14 protein-coding genes are annotated in these 14,006 nt (G+C 70.0%); 7 read left to right on the plus strand and 7 right to left on the minus strand.

Features of this window, described 5'->3' with window-relative positions:
• Positions 1 to 8 precede the first annotated feature (8 nt).
• Both Q0Z83_RS13305 and Q0Z83_RS13310 read right to left on the minus strand, forming a co-directional pair.
• On the minus strand, positions 9 to 542 hold the full coding sequence (locus Q0Z83_RS13305; protein WP_317794199.1) for a cupin domain-containing protein: 534 nt from the start codon (positions 540 to 542) through the stop codon (positions 9 to 11).
• The gene (locus Q0Z83_RS13310) at positions 539 to 1,468 is read right to left on the minus strand and encodes an MBL fold metallo-hydrolase (protein ID WP_317794200.1); all 930 of its coding nucleotides are present in this window, start codon (positions 1,466 to 1,468) and stop codon (positions 539 to 541) included. The genes Q0Z83_RS13305 and Q0Z83_RS13310 overlap by 4 nt, the downstream gene beginning before the upstream one ends.
• Positions 1,469 to 1,679: 211 nt before the next feature.
• On the opposite strand from Q0Z83_RS13310, the gene Q0Z83_RS13315 reads away from it, so the two are divergent.
• Positions 1,680 to 2,855, plus strand: coding sequence for a Bcr/CflA family efflux MFS transporter (locus Q0Z83_RS13315; RefSeq protein ID WP_317794201.1), 1,176 nt, complete (start codon positions 1,680 to 1,682; stop codon positions 2,853 to 2,855).
• Here Q0Z83_RS13315 and Q0Z83_RS13320 read toward each other — a convergent pair whose 3' ends face one another.
• The 5 genes from Q0Z83_RS13320 to Q0Z83_RS13340 form a co-directional block, all read right to left on the minus strand.
• Positions 2,856 to 3,656: an FHA domain-containing protein gene (locus tag Q0Z83_RS13320; RefSeq protein ID WP_317794202.1), complete on the minus strand. Its 801-nt coding sequence runs from the start codon at positions 3,654 to 3,656 to the stop codon at positions 2,856 to 2,858.
• A 51-nt stretch (positions 3,657 to 3,707) separates the two neighbouring features.
• Positions 3,708 to 5,483: a serine/threonine-protein kinase gene (locus Q0Z83_RS13325; RefSeq protein ID WP_317794203.1), complete on the minus strand. Its 1,776-nt coding sequence runs from the start codon at positions 5,481 to 5,483 to the stop codon at positions 3,708 to 3,710.
• Between the two features lie 183 nt (positions 5,484 to 5,666).
• Entirely contained in the window at positions 5,667 to 5,984 is a 318-nt protein-coding gene (locus Q0Z83_RS13330) for a DUF6355 family natural product biosynthesis protein (RefSeq protein ID WP_317794204.1), read from the minus strand.
• A gap of 147 nt (positions 5,985 to 6,131) precedes the next feature.
• The gene (locus tag Q0Z83_RS13335) at positions 6,132 to 6,707 is read right to left on the minus strand and encodes a TetR/AcrR family transcriptional regulator (protein ID WP_317794205.1); all 576 of its coding nucleotides are present in this window, start codon (positions 6,705 to 6,707) and stop codon (positions 6,132 to 6,134) included.
• A 68-nt stretch (positions 6,708 to 6,775) separates the two neighbouring features.
• On the minus strand, positions 6,776 to 7,969 hold the full coding sequence (locus Q0Z83_RS13340; RefSeq protein ID WP_317794206.1) for a glycosyltransferase: 1,194 nt from the start codon (positions 7,967 to 7,969) through the stop codon (positions 6,776 to 6,778).
• A gap of 175 nt (positions 7,970 to 8,144) precedes the next feature.
• Between Q0Z83_RS13340 and Q0Z83_RS13345 the strand changes: the two genes are divergently transcribed.
• From Q0Z83_RS13345 to Q0Z83_RS13370, 6 genes are all read left to right on the plus strand, one after another.
• Entirely contained in the window at positions 8,145 to 8,774 is a 630-nt protein-coding gene (locus tag Q0Z83_RS13345) for a maleylpyruvate isomerase family mycothiol-dependent enzyme (RefSeq protein WP_317794207.1), read from the plus strand.
• Positions 8,775 to 8,829: 55 nt separating this feature from the next.
• The gene (locus Q0Z83_RS13350; RefSeq protein WP_317794208.1) at positions 8,830 to 9,540 is read left to right on the plus strand and encodes a MerR family transcriptional regulator; all 711 of its coding nucleotides are present in this window, start codon (positions 8,830 to 8,832) and stop codon (positions 9,538 to 9,540) included.
• Positions 9,541 to 9,643: 103 nt separating this feature from the next.
• A complete protein-coding gene (locus Q0Z83_RS13355; protein ID WP_317794209.1) occupies positions 9,644 to 11,128 on the plus strand; it encodes a lysyl oxidase family protein in 1,485 nt (494 codons plus the stop codon).
• 51 nt (positions 11,129 to 11,179) lie between these two features.
• On the plus strand, positions 11,180 to 12,133 hold the full coding sequence (locus Q0Z83_RS13360) for an AraC-like ligand-binding domain-containing protein (RefSeq protein WP_317794210.1): 954 nt from the start codon (positions 11,180 to 11,182) through the stop codon (positions 12,131 to 12,133).
• 15 nt (positions 12,134 to 12,148) lie between these two features.
• Positions 12,149 to 12,628, plus strand: coding sequence for a cupin domain-containing protein (locus Q0Z83_RS13365; RefSeq protein WP_317794211.1), 480 nt, complete (start codon positions 12,149 to 12,151; stop codon positions 12,626 to 12,628).
• Positions 12,621 to 13,793 (plus strand): RNA-guided endonuclease InsQ/TnpB family protein, encoded by a 1,173-nt coding sequence (locus tag Q0Z83_RS13370; RefSeq protein ID WP_317797070.1) that lies wholly within the window; start codon positions 12,621 to 12,623, stop codon positions 13,791 to 13,793. Before Q0Z83_RS13365 ends, Q0Z83_RS13370 begins: the two co-directional genes overlap by 8 nt.
• Positions 13,794 to 14,006 lie beyond the last annotated feature (213 nt).

A 14,006-nucleotide genomic window follows, 5' to 3' on the forward strand; every position in this document is an offset into this window, starting at 1 on the left:
GATAGCGGTCAGTCTTGTGGGCCGCCGTGCATCAGGCCGGCCAGCCCGCCGGGCAGGGTGGCTGCCAGGGACTCGTCGAACTCGCCGTCGACCAGCACGAACACGACCCGGGCCGGGACCGGGCCGCGGTTGGCCCAGGCGTGGTCGGTGCCCCGCTGGACCACCACATCGCCTGCTCGCAGCAGCACCTCGGAGTCGTCCAGGATCAGGGTGATCTCGCCCTCGAGGACTATCCCGTAGTCGATCGACGCGGTTCGGTGCACCGGCGACTGCAGGCCCCGGGCGTCCAGGTGGCCCGGGGCGAACTCGTTGATGCGGATCTTCGTGCCGTGCGGGGGAGGGGGTACCGCCAACGTTCGGGCCGTGGGCTCGTCGGGTTCGACGGCCACGATCCGGGCCGGGGCGCCCTCGGTGTTCCAGATCTCGTGGAACGCCACCCCGTCCTCCGGCAGTTCGCGGCTCACCGGCACCGGGCCGTCCGACACCACGATCGAGACACCGTCGGGGGAGTGGCCGGTCACCACCCGGCGGGGGACGTTCACGCGTGACACGCGATCGGGCCGCCGTGGAAGGCGACCATGTCCGGCCACACCGACGGGACGGTCAGGCGGGTGTCGATCGGGTTGCCGGACAGTTCCGAGTACGCCCGGTGCAGGTTGCCGACGAACCGTTCGGTCTCGGCCCACGTCCGGTACGGGTTGTCGCGGTGCTTGACCGCGGCCTCCAGCGGCGACAGACCGGCGGCGTGCGAGGCGGCGGCCACCTCGGCCACATATGAGACGTACCCGTCCAGGTCGTCGAGTAGGCGAGTGACCTGCTCGTCACGTACCACCGGGCCGTGACCCGGCACCAGGACCGCCGGCGCCAGATCGCGCATCTGGGCGATCGCCTTCTTGAAGCCCGCCACCGAACCCTCCAGCAGGAACGGCTGCCCGCCCGCGAACGCCAGATCCCCGGCGAACAGCACACTCTGCTCCGGCAGCCACACCAGCACGTCGTTGCTGGTGTGCGCCCGGCCGGCGTGCCGCAACTCGACACCGAAACCGTCCAGGTGCAGCGTCATCCGGTCGTTGAAGGTCATCTCCGGCGGGCGCAGCTTCAGATTCCCGTAGTCGGGGGCGGTGATCACCTTGGTCGCCTCAAGACCGGCGGCGAGCACCTCGTCCCGGCATTTCTCGTGCCCGATGACCAGCGTTTCCGCAGGCAAGAAGCCATTGCCGTACGTGTGATCGGGGTGATGATGAGTGTTGACCACCGCTCGTGGGGCGCCGGTGCTCACCTTGGCGACCTCGGCCAGCACAGCCCGGTTGCGGCGTTCGGTCGACGTCGTGTCGACCAGGATCGCCGTGCCGGCACCGTCCACGATCACGCCGCAGTTGTTCACCATCCAGCCGCCGTCGGGCTGAATGTAGGCGTGCACGCCCTCGGTCAGCCGGTCCACATACGGGTTGCCGTCGTCCCAGGTCACGTCTCCTCCTTCAGGTGCGCGCGGTCACGACCCCGGCCGGTCGTCAGCGCTGTCCTCGCGCGGGGATGACAGCGCTGAGGGTCGGCCGGTCTGCACTCATTGGGCACCACCGTCGGCCGTAGGACAACCATCGCAGCCATCGCCGGCACCGATCGCTGGCATGCGGAAAACAGACGTTCCGCGTGGGCGGCCCGGCCGGTTGGCTCGGCTGGTGACGACACCCCTGACCGGCCGCGAGATCCGGTGGCCGCTACTTCTGGTACTGGCGGCGCTCGCCGCGGTCGCGCCGGTGGCCACCGATCTCTACCTGCCCGGGTTCCCGGCGATCGGCGCCGAGCTCGGCGCGGACGCGAGTGGCGTACAGCTGACATTGACCTCGTTCTTGATCGGGATGGCCGTAGGCCAGCTGGTGACCGGCCCGCTGTCGGACCGCTTCGGGCGCCGCAAGCCGCTGGTCGTCAGCGTCGCGGTGTGTGTCGTGGCCGGGGTGGCGTGTGCGGTGGCGCCGACGTTGCCGCTGCTGGTGGCGGCCCGTCTGGTGCAGGGGCTGGCCGGTGCCGGTGGCATGGTGATCGGGCGGGCGGTGATCGCCGATCTGGCCACCGGGCGGGCCGCGGCGCGGGCGTTCACGCTGATGCTGACCGTCGGTGGGGTGGCGCCGGTGCTCGCGCCGAGCGTCGGCGGGCTGCTGGCCGGGCCGGTCGGGTGGCGCGGGATGCTGTGGGCGGTCGCGCTGCTGAGTGTGGCCCTGCTGGTCGCGGTGGTCGTCGTGGTGGCCGAGACGCGGGCCCCGGTCGAGCAGCACATGTCGTGGGCCGTCGCGGTTCGGACCGTGGTGGGCAGCCGGGGATATCGGGCGCCGGTGACGGTGTTCGCGTTCTCGTTCGCGGTGATGATGGCCTATATCGCGGCGTCGCCGTTTCTGTATCAGAACGTGGTGGGGTTGTCCGAGATCGGTTATGGCGTGCTGTTCGGTGTCAACGCGGCCGGTCTGATCGGTGCGGGGGCGGTCGCCGGGCGTCTGGTGCGCCGGATCGATCCGGCGCGGATGGTCCGGTGGTGCATCGTCGTGCAGGTGGGCGCCACGGTGTCGTTCCTGGCACTGGCGGTGGCCGGGGCGCCGGTCTGGACGTTTCCGGTGGCCGTGTTCGTGGCGGTGACCGCCAACGGCGGCATCATGGGCAACTCGGCCGCGTTGGCGATGGCCGAGGTGCGCGAGGTCGCCGGGACCGGTAGCGCGGTTCTCGGGTTCGGCCAGTTCGCCCTCGGCGCGGCCGTCTCGCCGCTGGTCGGGCTGGGCGGCGCGAATTCGGCGGTGGTCCCGGCCGCGGTGATGGCGGCCGCGTCGCTGCTGGCCGGTGCCGCCAGTCTCAGACTCCCCGACTGATCACCCGGAGTCTCCGTCGTCGTGGTCGAGGATGCGCAGGTCCGGTGGTACGAGGGTGGTGCTCTCCATCAGTTCGCGGATGAGGTTGTGGTTCAGCGTGTTCCCGATGGGCTCACCGACCTCCTTGCGGGTCAGGCCGGCGACACCGTTGCCACTCAACCGGGTCCGCACCTCGGTGACCACGCGCTCGACCTTCTTGTGGTTCCAGTCGTCGGTCGGCCGGATCTCGTTGAGGTGTTCCGCGACCTGACGCCAGGACAGCGGAATCGGGTGCCGCTCGTGCAGCAGGTACCGCTGGGCGAGCACGACGATCACGCGCTTCTCCACGGCGGTCAACTGCCACGTGCGCGGCGGCCTGGTCGGTGCGTGGTGGTCGGCCGCCGGCCGGTCGACGTCCCTGGGTTGCACGTGGACTTCGAGCAGGTGCAGTCGGTCGTGGGAGCCCCGGATGAACAGCGGGGTGTAGCCCGTCTGCAGCGGAATCGGTTCGTCCTGCCGGAACAACAGGCGAGAGTCGGGCAGCCGCAGCGGAAGGTGACCCAGTGTGCTGATCCACCACCGGTCACCGCGACAGGTGAGCGCCCCGTGTTCCCTGCTGACGCGCAGGTCGTCCTCGCCGACGCACACGTGCACATCCGGCCTGCTCCGCCCGAACAGGACGGTCCGCCCCTCCTTGGATCCGACGGTCGTGCCGCCGGTCGCCGCCAGCACGTGCAGCATGCCGGGTGCCACGCCGGCCGGAACTCCCAGGGCGAGGCTGTGGTGGTTCGCCGGGAGCGCGTTCGACCGTACCTCTGGCATGTTCGCCTCCTGGCATCGAGCCTGCCCGGGATCCGCGGGAGGGTTCCCGCGTCACCGAGGCGGGAAGAAGGCGGTCGCCAACCGGGTCGCGAGCAGGCACCGCTCGTCCGGCGACAGGTTCCTGCCGACGACGGTGGCTTCCAACACCTCGTCCTTGTCATAGCCGTAGGCGTCCACGTAGGTGAAGTTGTGCGCTTCGACCTCACACGTGTCGTCGCCGGGTGCGTCTCCGGGATAACCGATCACGGAATACCGGCCGTCGATCGTCATCTTCGTCGCGCCGGACTTGACCAACGGCTGCGCCCGGGTGAAACGCAGCCGGTAGACGATCCCGTCGGCGGCGCTGGTCCAGGTGCACTTCCAACGCCCGAAGCCGACCTCCGGGTTCTGCCGGTCGATCCCGGGCCGCCCGGGAAACGACGGCGAGTCCTTGGCCCGGCAGGCGTCCGCCCTGCTGAAGGAGTCCGGCCGTAACGTCGGGTTGCCGGGTCGGCGCTCCGGAATCGGCCCTATGGTGATCACCGCGTCGGCGCTCCGGACGGCCCCGTCGGCCATGGCGCACGCGTCGGCGCCGATCAGGTGAGCCCTGGTCACCTCGATCCGGACCTCGTAGCGGTCGGGTAACAGCATCCGGCGCCCGCAGGATCCCTCACCCGCCGGTTCGTCGACGAGCCGATACCGCCCCTTGTCCGCTGCCTGCACGGGCGACTGCTCGCCGGGAGTACGGTCGATCCGCGCCAGCAGGTTCGCCTCCTTGCGGTCCTTCTTGACGATGACGTTGCACTGGTTGAACCCGGAATCGTCGGAGACCAGGTTGGGATCGCCGAACGGCTCCAGAGCCGCGTCACGGATCAGCGAACACGGATCGGCGGTGCGCGGGTCGGCACCGAGCACCGGCCCCGCAGGTGTCCCGGGCTCATCGATGAACACGATGCCGCTCGCCGCCGCCGCGACCGTCACCAGCACCCCGGCGGTCACGAGAAGCCTGCGGGACCCGGCGAACCTCGGGCGGGGTGCGTGCCGGGTCGCCGGCACACCGGCGATCTCCGCGAGGATCTCGTACGCCTCGGCTGCGGTGGGACGTTGTCCGGCGTCGACTCGCAGCATGCGCTCCAGCACCGGCGTGAGCGGGCCGCTGCGGCGCGGCGCGGCGATGGCGCCGTTGGCGGCCCGCCGCAGCCGCAGCCGCATGTCGTCGGTGGTCGACCCGACCGGTGACTCGCCCTCCACGACCGCGAACAGCGTGGATGCCAGCGAGAACACGTCGGACGCCGCCGTCGGCGCGGCACCGTTGGCCACCTCCGGCGCCACGTACCCCGGTGACCCGGTGAGCAGACCGGGGCAGGTCACGGTCGCGTCACCCGCGCCGTCGCGGGAGATGCCGAAGTCGGCGAGCTTCACCTCGTCGTCGGAGATCATCAGGACGTTGCCGGGCTTGATGTCACGATGCAGGATGCCCTTCGCGTGCACCGTCGCCAGCGCATCGGCGATCTGCGCGCCCAGCTTCGCCGCCTGCCGAGGTGCGACGGCGTCCAACTCGGCCATGCTCCGCGCCGGCACGTACTCCATGACCAGCCAGCACTCGCCGTCGTCGTCCAGCACGTCGTGAATCGTCACGACGTGCCGGTGGTTCAACTGGGCGAGCAGCTTCGCCTCGCGTTCCAACTGCCGGAACCGCTGCGGGTCGCGATCCCCGGACAGGGCCCGTTTCAGCGCGACCGGCCTGCCGAGGCGTTCGTCGGTGGCCCGCCACACGACTCCGCCGCCGCCGGAGCCGATCTGCTCTTCCAGCCGATACCTGTTGGCGACAACTCGCTCCGTCTGCACGATTCGCTCTCCCTGCATGGCCCTCGTGACATCGTAACCAGTCGATATCTTTTCCAGGCTTTCGCAGGAAGACCATCCGGCCCTTCGTCGCACGCCGCGTGCAGAACGTCGCCGGGAGGAGAACGTGACGCCCGTCGAGGGCGGGGTGCGCCGACACACGACGCACCCCGCGACATCGACTGATCAGCAAAGCCTACCCGTGTAGTAGGCGTTGCTCACCACGGCGTTCGGGCCGAGGCCGACCGTGCCGGGCCGGACACAGATGAGGGAGCCGGGGCCGGACCTGGTCACGACCTTCACCTCCACGATCGTGTACACGCTGCCCGTGCAGTGGGTGTAGAACGCCCAGCCCTGCCGGTTGACCCAGAAGCCGCACGCACTGATCTGCACGTCCCCCGGGGCGGCTGCCGACGCCGCGGCCGGAGCGGCGGCCCCACCGACGAGGCCCGCGACGACGGCCGCGCCGATGGCGGCCTTCTTGAGGCTGTTCCTACCTAGCATGGGAATCCCTCCGATTTCGCTGACCGGCCACAACGGATCCGGTTCGTGATCGACCAGAGGACGGTATGGCCGACTCTCCGGGAGGGTTCCCGCCGCCACATCGCAGCTCTTGCAGAGGTGGATCATCTCGGCGGCGATGGGCGCTGGTCAGAGCCGCGGCGCGTGACCCCGGCGGCAGAGGATGTCGACCATCCGGTGCACCTCGGGGGCGGCGGGCGACGTCACGAACCCGGTCAACCGATGCATGATCAAACCCTCCACGGCGGCCAGCAGGGTCTCCGCGGCGGTCGTCGCCTCCGGCACATCGAAGGACCGCAGCGCCTCGGCCGTCCACTCGACGAGCAGCCGCCGATCGGCGTTCAGCGACTCGAGCAGCTCCGGCTGCACGACCCCTTGCACGAAGATCACATACCGGGCGATCGTACGAGTCCGCGCGGCGCCGGTGGCGTCGTCGACGAAGCGGGCGTACATGTCGGCGAGCTGCGCCGGGTGGTGCGGCGGACCGGCGGCGAGGGTGGCCTGCCATGCGGCGCCGTCGAGCTCGCGCAGCCGGGCCACCGCCGACGCCACGAGCGCGGCCCGGGTCCGGAAGTAGTTGGACGTGGAACCGGGCGGCAGCCCGGCGGTCGCGTCGACGCGCGCGTGGCTCAGAGCGTGCAGGCCACCGGTGCCGAGCACCTGCAGAGCCGCATCGGTCACACGGACGGCGGTGGCGGAGAGCACCGGCTCACTGTACCGAGCGGCCCAGCCTGCGGATCTGCGTGACCGCGGTGGCCGGCCCGTCCTCCGCCTCACCGTACCGAACGGCCGAGCCTGCGGATCTGCGCGACCGCGGTGGCCGGCCCGTCCTCGGCAGCGAGCCGGCCGGCCACCCGCGCGGCACCCGTACGGTAGGAGTCCGCCGCCTCGATCGCCTCGGCGAGCCGCACGGCGTCAAGCCGGTGCCGTGGTACCGGCGCCGGTCCGGCACCCAGGTCGGCGATCCGGTGTGCCCAGAACGGCTGGTCCGCGGTGAACGGCACGGTGACGGCCGGGACCCCGGCGCGCAGTGCGGCCGCTGTGGTACCCGCTCCCGCGTGGTGCACCACGACGGACACCCGCGGAAACAGTTCGGCGTGCGGTTCGTCGCCGACCACCAGGACGTCGGCGCGGCTCGCGGACAGGCCGGCGGCACCGCGCTGCACGACGACCCGCCGCCGGCCGAGCCGGGCGAGGGCCTGCTCGACGACGTCGCGTACGCCCGGAGCGGCCAGGCTGCCGAAGCCGAGGAAGACCGGTGGTTCACCGGCGTCGAGGAAGTCGCGCAGCCGCGGGGAGAGCCCGGCCTCGGGACGCGGCCACCAGTAGCCGGTCATCGGCCGGTGCGCGGGCCAGTCCGACGGCGTCGGCACCACGTGGGAGCTGAAGCCGTAGAGCACCGGCAGACATTCGCGGTCCATCCGGTGGAACATCGCCGCCGGACTCGACGGCGGCAGCCCGAGTCGGCGTCGGAACTCGGCAGTGGACCGGGCGAACGGCACCTGCCCCAGCAGGCGAAACGCCCGTGCGGCGTGCAGATTGCCCCAGCCGCCCAGCGAGCGGGTGGTCGTCAACGGCGGCGGGAACGCCCTCGTCGGTTCGAGGGGTTGCAGGAAGGCGCCCATGCAAGCGGCCCCGGTGGCCTCGGCGACGTGGTAGCCGAGCCAGCCCATCGGGGCGAGCAGCAGCAGATCCGCGTCGCGCGCGGCGGCGGCGATCGCCAGGCCGAGGTCGAGCCAGCGGGCGGCGAGCAGCCGGGCGAACCGCGACGAGGTCAACGGCTCATCGGTGGGCAGGTCGACCGGCAGGGCGGCGAAGTCGAGCCCGGCGTCCAGCACGTGGCCCCGCAGCGACCGGTGGGTCGCGATGCGCACCCGATCGCCGGTGGCCGCCAGTGCCGCGCCCAACGACGCGTACGGCACCACATCGCCCCTGGTGCCCAACGTGATGATCACGACCTGTGCCATGCGCACACCTCTTTCACGTCACCCGGTCCTTGCCGGGTCCGCGAAGAACCGGTGCCGGCCCCGCCTCGTACATCCTTCGAAGTCATTACTATGATTATAGTAACTGCGGAACCGTGCCGACATGTCAAGCCGGAGAGTGGGTTCACCGATGCTTCCCGACGCGGACGTCATGAAAATGATCATCGATGAGCGCCGTCGAACAGCTGACCTCGTCGAGTCATTGGATCCCGAGCAGCTGAATTCACCCAGCCTCTGTGCCGCCTGGACCGTCAAAGAGGTGATCGGTCACCTGATCGCGGCGGTCGCCACCCCGAACTCGTCCGCGCTCCTGCTTCTGCTGCGCAGCGGTTTCCGGATCCACAAGGCGAACGCGCGGCTCGCCGTCATGATGGCCGACCGCCCTGCCGACGAGCTCGCCGCGCTGTTGCGGACACACGCGGAGAATCCGTTCCGTCCACCGATCGTCGGTTACCCGGGGCAACTCACCGACCTGCAGGTACACGGCCAGGACATCCGCAGGCCACTGGGCCTCCCGCAGGATCTGCGACCGGAGCGCCTACGGGTGTCACTCGACTTCCTGGTCGGCGGCCGCGCCGTGGGTTTCGTCCCGAAACGCCGACCGGCCGGTCTGCGATTCGAGACCACCGATCTGGATTGGGCCTGGGGCGACGGTCCACGGATTCTCGGCACCGCCGAAGCGGTGATGCTCGCGTTGACCGGCCGTCATGTCGCGCTGGCGGACCTGTCCGGCGACGGAGTCGCCGAGCTGAAAGACCGCACATCCGACCCGGCCGGCAAGAACTGAATCCGACGGGTGTCGATGTTGACTCTCCGGCGGCCAGAGGGCCGAAGCTGGGTGGGTGAACGGTGAGGACCTGCTCAACATCGGCGCGTTCGCTGCGGCGACCGGCCTGACCATCCCCGCGCTGCGCCACTACGACGAGATCGGGCTACTCAAACCCGCTCAGGTCGATCCGGCCACCGGCTACCGGCGTTACCACCGAGACCAGATCGACGACGCTCGCCTCATCTGCGGCCTGCGCGCCGTGGGCGTACCGGTCGATGAGGTCCGTGCGGTGGTCGGACGCCCGGCGGGACAGGTGCGGTCGGCGTTGGACGTCCACCGAGAGCGGCTGGTCACCCAGGTCCGCGAGGCATCGCAGCGGATCGCCGCCGTCGACGAATTCATCGAGAAGGGAACACCGATGCCCGCGCTGCAGACCATCCGCCCTGTCCAGATCCGCATCCCCGTCGGAGACGTCCAGAAGGCGGCCGCGTTCTACACGACCGCGTTCGACGTCGTGTTCAACGAGTCGATCTCATCGCTGCAGTTCGGCACGTACCGAACCGACCGGTTCTTCTTGATCACACTCGAAGAACACGACGGAACCGGAGCAGGACATGACGGCACCCGATTCGGGTTGCTCGTCGACGATGTCGACGCCGCCCATGCCCGTGCGGTCGAGGCCGGCGGCCGGGAGATTCATCCCCCGACCGATTTCGCTGGGAAACCGCGTACGTCGAGTATCCGCGACCCCGACGGCAACGTCATCGACCTGAGCCAGGCGTGACCTGATCCAGAGACCCCGGCTTCTGTCGGATCGACGCCAGGAAATGTCATACCGTCGCGCTACGTTCGGCTGGCTCTGTTCTACACGGGGAGGGGCGAGTCACGTGAGCGGTGTGCGACAGCGTGCGATGGGCCTGGCCGCGGGTGTGCTGGTGCTGATCATGGGCGCCGGCGGGTCGGCCGCGGCAGGGGCCGGTGCGGCAGCCCGGCCGGTGACGAATCTGCAATTGCTGGCGGGCACCGATCCCGACTTCCCACCACGCCAGGGGGCGCGGGCCCTCTCCGCGAGCCCGGTGTTCGCGGTCACCGGCGCCTCACTCGAGCTGGACGTGCGCCGGACCGGTGGGGTCGTGTCGGTGCGGCAGGGCGGCGTGCTGCTGCCCGTACGGCCACGGTCGGTGCTGCTCGGCCTGCCTCGATACTTCCAGTGGAAGCTGCTGCGCACCGACGGCGGCGTCGCGGCCTCGGCGCAGGTCGAGGCCTGCCCGATGTCCGGCACCCTGTTCGGCCAGAACGCGTGGGGCTTCAACATGCCGGTCAACATCGACCCGGCCAACCCGGACACTCCGGCGACCAACCCGTACCCGCTCGAATGCGGCGACCCGCTGACCGTCCGGGCGCGCTGGGGCTTCCCGACCGGCTGGGGCGTCCAGATGCACATCCAGGTGCCCGATGCCACGCCACCCGGGGCCTACATGCTGGAGGCCACCGTCAACCCCGACGGGGCGATCCGCGAGTCCACCCGCGCCGACAACACCGTACGGATGCCGGTCGAGGTCTTCGACACCGGCCAGGAAGCCCAGGCCGTCGCCGCGCCGCCCGCCGCCACCGAGCGCACCGCCGTCCCACGGTCCGTGCCGCCGACGGCGGCACGAGCGGCCGGCGGCCGGGTCGACCTGCCCGACCTCGTGCCGCTGCCGAGCGAGAACATCTCGGCCGTCCCCGACGACGGCGTCGACCTGCTGCGCTTCAGCTCCACGGTGGCCAACCTGGGCCGGGGCACCATGCGGATCGACGGTTTCCGCAGCGACATGACGGCGACGGAGATGCGCGCCGAACAGGTGCTGTTCCGCGACGGCGCCGAGGTGTCCCGCCGCCCGGCCGGCACCCTCGTCTACGACCCGGAGCACTTCCACTGGCACTTCGACTACCTGGCCCGCTACCAGCTCGTCGACGCCCGAGGCACGGTGGTCGCCACCAGCGGCAAGATCGGTTTCTGCATGGCCGACGTGCACCAGATCGACGCCGGCAACCCCGCCTTCGCCCTCCCCGACTACGAGGGCTTCACCGGCTGCGGCACCGCGGTGTCCCGGTCGGTCCGCGAAACCCTGGACCCGGGCTGGGGCGACGAGTACGGCCAGATCCGCCCCGGCCAGGCACTCGACATCAGCGGCATCGCCAACGGCACCTACCAGCTCAGAATCGAGGCCGACCCGGAGCACAAGCTGCAGGAGGCGACCCGCGACAACAACATCTCCCACCGAACGGTCATCCTGGGCGGCACCGCCGGCGCCCGTACCGTGCAGGTCCCGCCGATCGACGGCGTCGACACCGAGGCGGCCTGGGCCGCACTCGGCCGCACGTTCTGATCCGCTGGTCGGCCGGCCCGCGGGTCGGTGGTTCGTCGTTATCGTTGACCGGTGATCGGCAACCTTGAGACGTTCCAGGCCGAGCTGACCGCCAGCGGGTTTCCGCCACTGGTCAACAAGCTGGCCGGAGCCGACTTCCGAGGCCGGATCACCACCCGTGACCTCGGGCCGCTGCGGCTGGTCTGCCTCGACACGCCCGAGAGCGCCTGCGTCGGGCGCGAGCGCGACGCCTCCGACGGCGAGAACCTCGCGATCAAGGTGATGGCCCGCGGCCGGACGCGGATCGAGCAAGGCCGCGGCCACGCCGAACTCGGGCCGGCCGACCTGGTCCTGCTCGATCCCACCCGTCCGCTCCGGTTCGAGAGCACCGCCGCGACGCACGTCACCATGCTGGTTCCGCGTCGCGAGCTGCGGATCCGGCCCGCACAGATCGACCGGCTCATCGGCGAACGCATCGACGGCAACCACGGTCCGGGCGCTCTCGTCTCCGTGCTGGCCCGACAGTCGGCACGGTCGGCCACCGGGTTCCGCGAGGCGGAGGCGCTGCGGTCGGCGGCGGCCGTCATCGAGCTGATCACGGTCGCATTGGAGGCCCGCCTGGGCGACCGGCAACCCTCCCCGGACGAGCGGCTACGCAACCGGATCGCCGGCTACATCGAGGCCCGGCTGGCCGATCCCGATCTGTCCCCGCCGAGCATCGCCGCCGCCCACCACATCTCGGTACGCCGGCTGCACAAGCTGTTCGAGGACCAGCCGCTCACCGTCGCGGCCCTGATCCGCCGTCGCCGCCTGGAGCGCTGCCGGGCCGAGCTGACCGGAAACGGACGTACGGTCACCGCCGTGGCCGCCCGTTGGGGATTCTCCGACCCCGCCCATTTCAGCAAGATCTTCAAGGCGACGTACGGCTACAACGCCCGTGCACTGATGACCGGTAACCGTGCACAGACGACCAAGACGCACACCGCCGGCCCGGAACAGGATGGTGATCACCAAGACAGGCGATGACAGAGGGAGACAGTCGTGGCGAAGGTGAACATCGTGCGCCCCGGTGAGGGCGAGATCCTCGGCAGCGGGGCGCAGCAGATCCGGATCCTGGAGAACGGCGAGCACACCGACCACCGGCTGGGGTTCGCCGAGGTCACCATCCCACCGGGCACCCCGAGCCCGTTGCAGCACCGCCACGCCCAGCACGACGAGGGCTTCTACGTGCTGGCGGGAACGTTCCGGTTCACCGTCGGCGAGGACCACTACGACGCCGGGCCGGGCACCTGGGTGATCGTGCCGACCGGGGCGCCACACACGTTCGCCAACATCGGCGACGAGAACGCGGTCATCAGATGTCTTCCGGGGATACTCCGGCCTTCGGGCCGGGGAGGAATCGGAATGTCCTGTGTAGCAGGGCAAGCACAGCTGATTCGCCGTCCCGGCGGATCAGCGTCAGGACGGTCGACCCGTCGCGGATGCGCTCGTACGCGTGTTCTATCCTTTGTGGATGGCTAAGGGGGTGGAGCGCGGGTACCGGTACCGCTTCTATCCAACCCCGGCCCAGGCGCAGTTGTTGACGCGGACGTTCGGGTGTGTGCGGCTGGTCTACAACCTGGGGTTGCAGGCCCGCCGGGACGCCTGGCAGCAGCATCAGGAGACGCTCGGTTACGGGGCGACGTCGTCGCTGTTGACCGAGTGGAAGAAGACGCCGGAGTTCGAGTTTTTGAATGAGGTGTCGTGTGTGCCGTTGCAGCAGACGCTGCGGCATCTCGATACCGCCTACACCAGGTTCTTCGCCGGCAAGGCGCGTTTTCCGCGGTTGAAGTCGAAGAAGAGGTCGCGGCGGTCGGCGGAGTTCACCAGCAGTGCCTTCACGTTTCGTGATGGTGAGTTGCGGCTGGCGAAGCTGATGGACACCCCGCTGGCGGTGGTGTGGTCGCGGCCGTTGCCCGACGGTGTGGTGCCGAAGACGGTGACGGTGTCGCAGGACCGTGCCGGGCGCTGGTTCGTGTCGTTGCGGGGCGAGGTACCTGCGGCTGTCGCGGCGGCTGTCACGGCGATGGTCGGGATCGACGCCGGCATCAACCGGCTGCTGACCCTGTCCGACGGCGATCCGGTGGACAATCCGCGTCACGAGAGCCGGGAGCGTGCCGCGCTGGCGCGGGCGCAGCAGGAGCTGGCGCGTAAGGAGAAGGGTTCCCGTAACAGGGAGAAGGCGCGGCTGAAGGTGGCGCGGGTGCATGCCCGCATCGCCGATCGACGCCGGGATGTGTGGCATCAGGTGACGACTCGGCTCGTGCGCGATAACCAAGTGCTCGTGATCGAGGACCTCGCCGTGGCCAACATGCTCAAGAACGGTCGGCTGGCGCGGGCGATCAGCGATGCGTCGTGGGGCATGTTCCGCACCCTGCTGGAATACAAGGCGGAAGAGTACGGGCGGACGCTGATCGTGGTGCCGCGCTGGTATCCGTCGACGCGGTTGTGTTCGGTGTGCGGGGTCCGGGCGGACAAGATGGATCTGTCGGTGCGGGCATGGGCCTGTGCCGGCTGTGGGACGCAGCATGATCGGGACGTGAATGCGGCCCGGAATATTCTGGCCGCCGGGCTGGCGGTGACGGCCTGTGGAGCTGATAGAAGACCTCAACGGGGAACCACCTCTCGGGCGGGCAGTCGGCGATGAAGCAGGAAACACTCTGGGGCGACCCAGTGGAATCCCCGTCCCTTCAGGCGGGGAGATGTCAAGCTGAACACGTTCACGCCGGACCTGTACGTGCAGTACTTCCGCGACTTCAAGGCCATGATCGACTCCGGGCAGCCGGTCACTGCCGAGACCATGAAACCGCTGTGGAAGAACTACGCCACCGAGATCTCGGACGAATACGCCGTGTGACGC

The sequence above is a fragment of the Actinoplanes sichuanensis genome (assembly GCF_033097365.1).
Taxonomy (GTDB): domain Bacteria; phylum Actinomycetota; class Actinomycetes; order Mycobacteriales; family Micromonosporaceae; genus Actinoplanes; species Actinoplanes sichuanensis.